Below are 4,219 nucleotides of genomic sequence, written 5' to 3' on the forward strand. Positions count from 1 at the left end.
GCACCGAGTACACGTCGGTGGTCGCCCCACCGACGTCCACCACCACCAGATCACCACCGACGGTGTCCGCGAGCACCTCCACCCCGGTCAGCACCGCGTCCGGGGTGGCCGCCCGCACCAGCCGCGCGAACCGGCCACCCCGCGACAACCTCTTGCCACCGATGACGTGCCGCAGGAACACCCCCCGGATCGCCGCCCGCGCCGACGCCGGCGCCAACACCCCGATACGCGGCAACACATTGTCCGCCACCGTCACCGGCACCCCCGCCGCCGCCACCAGAATCTCCGCCCGCCGCGTGTACCGCGGCCAGTCCGCCACCCCCGTGTGCACCACCGTCACCGCCGCATTCGCCGTCGGCCGCTTCTGCGCCAACAACATCGCCAACGGCCGACCCAACGTGGCACCCCGACCCAGGATCACCACCTCCCGGCCCGCCACCGGGACCCCGTGAAACGCCAACAACGCCTCGATCCCCGCCGGCGTACACGGCAGCGGCCCCGGCAGACCCAACGCCAACCGACCCATGTTCACCGGATGCATCCCGTCAACGTCCTTGTCCGGATCCAGCACCTGCACCGCCCGGTCATAGTCCAGATGCCCGGGCACCGGATGCTGCACCAGCACCCCGTGCACCCCGCGGTCGGCGGTGAAATCCGCCAACACCGCCTCCAGATCCGCCTGCGACGCCGAGCCCGGAAGATGCACGTGCGGCGACGCGAACCCCAGAAGCGCCGCCTGCCGCTGCTTGATCCGGATGTATCCGGCGCTCGCGTCGTCCTCACCCACCAGCACCGTCGCCAGGGCCGGCGTCACCCCCGCCGCCCGCAACTCCGCCACACCCTCGGCCACCTCGGCCAGCACCCGATCCGCCACCGGCCCACCCGGCAACAGCCGCGCGGTCGTAGCCGTCGAAGAAGAAGAAACCGACACAGCACACCTCGCCCACGGAGGCCCAGGCGGTCGACCCCCGCGACGAGCTCCCCGATGGTCACACCCATCCCCGTGCCGCCAGTCGCGTTCCACCCCAGCCTGCCACACCGCCGCCCACCCCAGCGGCAGTTGCCGCAGTGACACCCACCGACGGGCCGCCCGTGGTTTCCAACCAACGACGACTACCAGGCGGGCCGGGGAGTCGACGATCTGCCGCGCGCTTCGCCGAACACGCTCTCGGCGTGTTCGAGTCGGCTGCGCAGGTCGACGGACGGCGTCCGTGACCACCTGGTGCAGTGATGGCCGGTACCGCCAGCTCGTGGGCACGCCGTTCGAGATCCGCCGGAGAGTTGGTCGACGAGTGCGGCGGGTCGTACCTCGCGGGCCAACCACAGCGCCGGAGTCAGCCTATGCCAACAACCTGTTGCAAAGACAGCTTTGCATAATTATCTTGGCATCATGACCGAAGATCCGCACAAGCCCGGATACGACTCCACACAGGACGTGGTCCTCGACGCACGCACGCTGCGCGGTGTAGCCCATCCACTGCGCCTGCGGCTGCTCGGCTCACTGCGCCATGAAGGACCACAGACCGCCACCCAGCTGGCCGCCCGACTCGGCGAGTCCAGCGCAGCTACCAGCTACCACCTCCGCACCCTGGCAGCTCACGGCTTCATCACCGACGCGCCCGAGCTGGGCCACGGACGAGAACGCTTCTGGCGCGCCGTGCACCGCTCGACCTGGTTCGACGCCCCCGACCGGGACGCGCCGGAGCGTGAACTCGGCGAGGCGTACCTGCGCACGGTCGCTCGGATCTACGCGGAGAACGTCGAGCGGTCCATCACCGAGCTGGCCGACTGGCCGCAGGAATGGGAACGAGCCGCTTCCATGAGCGACCTCACGGTCAACCTGACCGCCGCCGAGGCCCGGCAGCTCGCCGACGACATGATGGCCCTGCTGGTGCGATACCGGGACCGGGCAGCGCAACGGGCCGGTGACGGGTCGGAACGCGTCGCGGTGACCACCCAGTTCCAGATCTTCCCGCGACGCGGCCAACTGGACGCGCTGTTGGCGACGCGAACCACAACCGCCGGCGGGCCGGGCACCACAGGCGATCAATCGTCCGGTACCGCCGACGGGGACCGACCATGAATCGACGGTCCCCGTACGGGCTGCTCATCGCCCAGGCGGTCTCGGTCACCGGCACCCGGATGTCGGTCGTGGCGCTGCCCTGGTTCGTGCTGCAGACCACCGGCGACGCCCTACTGACCGGGATCACCGCGTTCGTGGAGATGGCCGCCCTGGTCACCACACGCATACTCGGCGGACCACTGGTCGACCGCATCGGGCCACGGATGGCCAGCGTCGGCGGCGACCTCATCGCCGGACTCGTGCTCGGCGTGGTGCCCCTGCTGTACGCCGCCGACCTGCTCGCCTATCCCGTCCTGCTCGTACTGGTCGGTCTTGTCGGACTGTTCCGCGGCCCGTCGGACAACGCGAAGTACGCGATGGTGCCCGACGTCGCCGCCACCGCCGGCTGGAGCAACGAACGTGCCGCCGGGCTCGCCGACAGCGTGCAACGCCTCGGCTCCCTGATCGGGGCGCCGCTGGGCGCAGTGCTGATCGCCCTGGTCGGCGCTCCCGCGGTCATCGCGCTGGACGCGGCCAGCTTCCTGCTCGCCGCCGCGCTGGTCGCGACCCTGGTCCGGATCCGACGGACCGAACCCGACCCGGCCGAGGCGGGCCACCGCACCGGCGTCGGCGGCTACCTCGCCGACCTCGGCGCCGGGCTCCGCTTCGTCCGGCATGACCCGCTGCTACGGGCGATCGTCGCGATGGTGCTGCTGACGAACCTCCTCGACCAAGCGCTGACCGCAGTGCTCATCCCGGTGTGGGCAGCCGAGCGCTTCCACGACGCCGCACCCGTCGGACTCGTCTTCGGCGCGCTGAGCGCCGGCGCCGTCGTCGGGTCGCTGCTCGTGTCGATATACGGCGCACGCCTGCCGCGATGGCGCACGTACGCCCTGGCCTTCCTGCTCGGCGCCGTCCCACGGATCTTCGTGCTGGCGCTGCCGGTCGGACTACCCGTCATCGCCGGCGTCGCGCTCGCCGGCGGGGTACTGCTCGGGGCCATCAACCCCCTGCTGTCCGCCGCGGAGTTCGAACGCATCCCGGCTAACCTGCGGGCACGCGTCCTCGGCGCGGTCAGCGGCCTGGCCTGGGCCGGCATCCCGCTCGGCGGGCTCGTCGGCGGCGTGCTCGCATCCACGCTCGGCGCCACCGGCGGCATCCTCGCCGTGGGAACGGCGTACCTGCTGGTCACCCTCGACCCACTGATCCGCAGACGCACCTGGCGGCTGATGAACCGGCCGGCTCCAACCACCACTCTGGTCTCCGTGCCGGGCTGACCAGGCCATCACCGGCCCGAACAGCGGACGACCTACCACCTCGCACGCCACCGGCGATCAGGACCCCTGAGCCGGCCCCACCAGCGCCGACAACACCCGGTGCGTCCGGTTCGACCGCACCGCCGCCCGCTGCTGACCCGCCGTCACCTCGATGTACGTCTGCGACGACGCCAACGACGCATGGCCCAGCAACCGCATGATCTCCGCCGCACTCGCCCCGTCCTCCGCCAACCGCGTCGCGAAGGTGTGCCGCAACGCGTGCAACCGCGCACCCCGCGGCACCCGGTCACCGATGCCCGCCCGCCGGTAACACGAGTCCACCAGATACTGCAACCCACCCCGGCGCAGCGGCTCACCCCGCCGATCCACCAGCAACGGCGAGTCCGGCCGCACCGTACGCGAACCGAACCGCCGCGCCCGACTCTCCAGATAGGTCACCAGTACCCGGTCCAGCTCCGGCTCGATCGGCACCACCCGCGGCCGGCCGCCCTTGCCCGCCACGTCCACCCGCCGCTCACCCGGCCGACCCGCCACCGACGACACCCGCAACGCCAGCAGCTCCGACAGGCGCAGCCCCGCGCACAGCGCCAACGCCAGCACCGCCACGTCCCGCTCCGGCCACGGATCCCGCTGCCGGGCGTCCTCACGCGCCACCGACGCCAGCAGTTGCTCGGGGGTGTCGTCGCCGCGCAGCGGCTTCGGTTGGGGCAGTGGGGTACGCGGACGGCCCACCGCCGGCATCGGGTTGCCGGCCACCACCCCTTCGGCCACCAGGAAGGTGAAGAACGCGTTCCAGCTCGACCAGGCCCGGTGCACCGAGGCCGCGGCCCGGGGGACGGCGAAGCGGGCGAACGCGGCGCGCATCAGGCGGGGGGAGAGG

Annotated in this window: 4 protein-coding genes; 2 read left to right on the forward strand and 2 right to left on the reverse strand. The window is 71.8% G+C overall.

The features are described from left to right. Positions 1 to 874: glutamate mutase L (locus tag E1182_RS29495; RefSeq protein ID WP_371687623.1), on the reverse strand; the 874-nt coding region annotated here is incomplete at its 3' end. A gap of 516 nt (positions 875 to 1,390) precedes the next feature. On the opposite strand from E1182_RS29495, the gene E1182_RS29500 reads away from it, so the two are divergent. Further along, positions 1,391 to 2,083 carry a winged helix-turn-helix domain-containing protein gene (locus E1182_RS29500; protein ID WP_132270993.1) on the forward strand — a complete coding sequence of 231 codons (693 nt, stop codon included), beginning with the start codon at positions 1,391 to 1,393 and terminating at the stop codon, positions 2,081 to 2,083. Beyond that, positions 2,080 to 3,339, forward strand: a complete 1,260-nt coding sequence (locus E1182_RS29505; protein ID WP_132270994.1) for an MFS transporter — start codon at positions 2,080 to 2,082, stop codon at positions 3,337 to 3,339. The genes E1182_RS29500 and E1182_RS29505 overlap by 4 nt, the downstream gene beginning before the upstream one ends. A 57-nt stretch (positions 3,340 to 3,396) precedes the next feature. On the opposite strand, the gene E1182_RS29510 is transcribed toward E1182_RS29505, so the two are convergent. After that, a partial coding sequence (locus tag E1182_RS29510; RefSeq protein ID WP_132270995.1) for a tyrosine-type recombinase/integrase occupies positions 3,397 to 4,219 on the reverse strand: 823 nt, incomplete at its 5' end.

Source organism: Micromonospora sp. KC721 (genome assembly GCF_004348355.1).
Taxonomy (GTDB): Bacteria; Actinomycetota; Actinomycetes; order Mycobacteriales; family Micromonosporaceae; genus Micromonospora.

Coding starts and splice junctions, on each gene's coding strand:
- E1182_RS29505 (WP_132270994.1), top strand. CDS start 2,080: ATGAATCGACGGTCCCCGTACGGGCTGCTCATCGCCCAGGCGGTCTCG.
- E1182_RS29500 (WP_132270993.1), top strand. CDS start 1,391: ATGACCGAAGATCCGCACAAGCCCGGATACGACTCCACACAGGACGTG.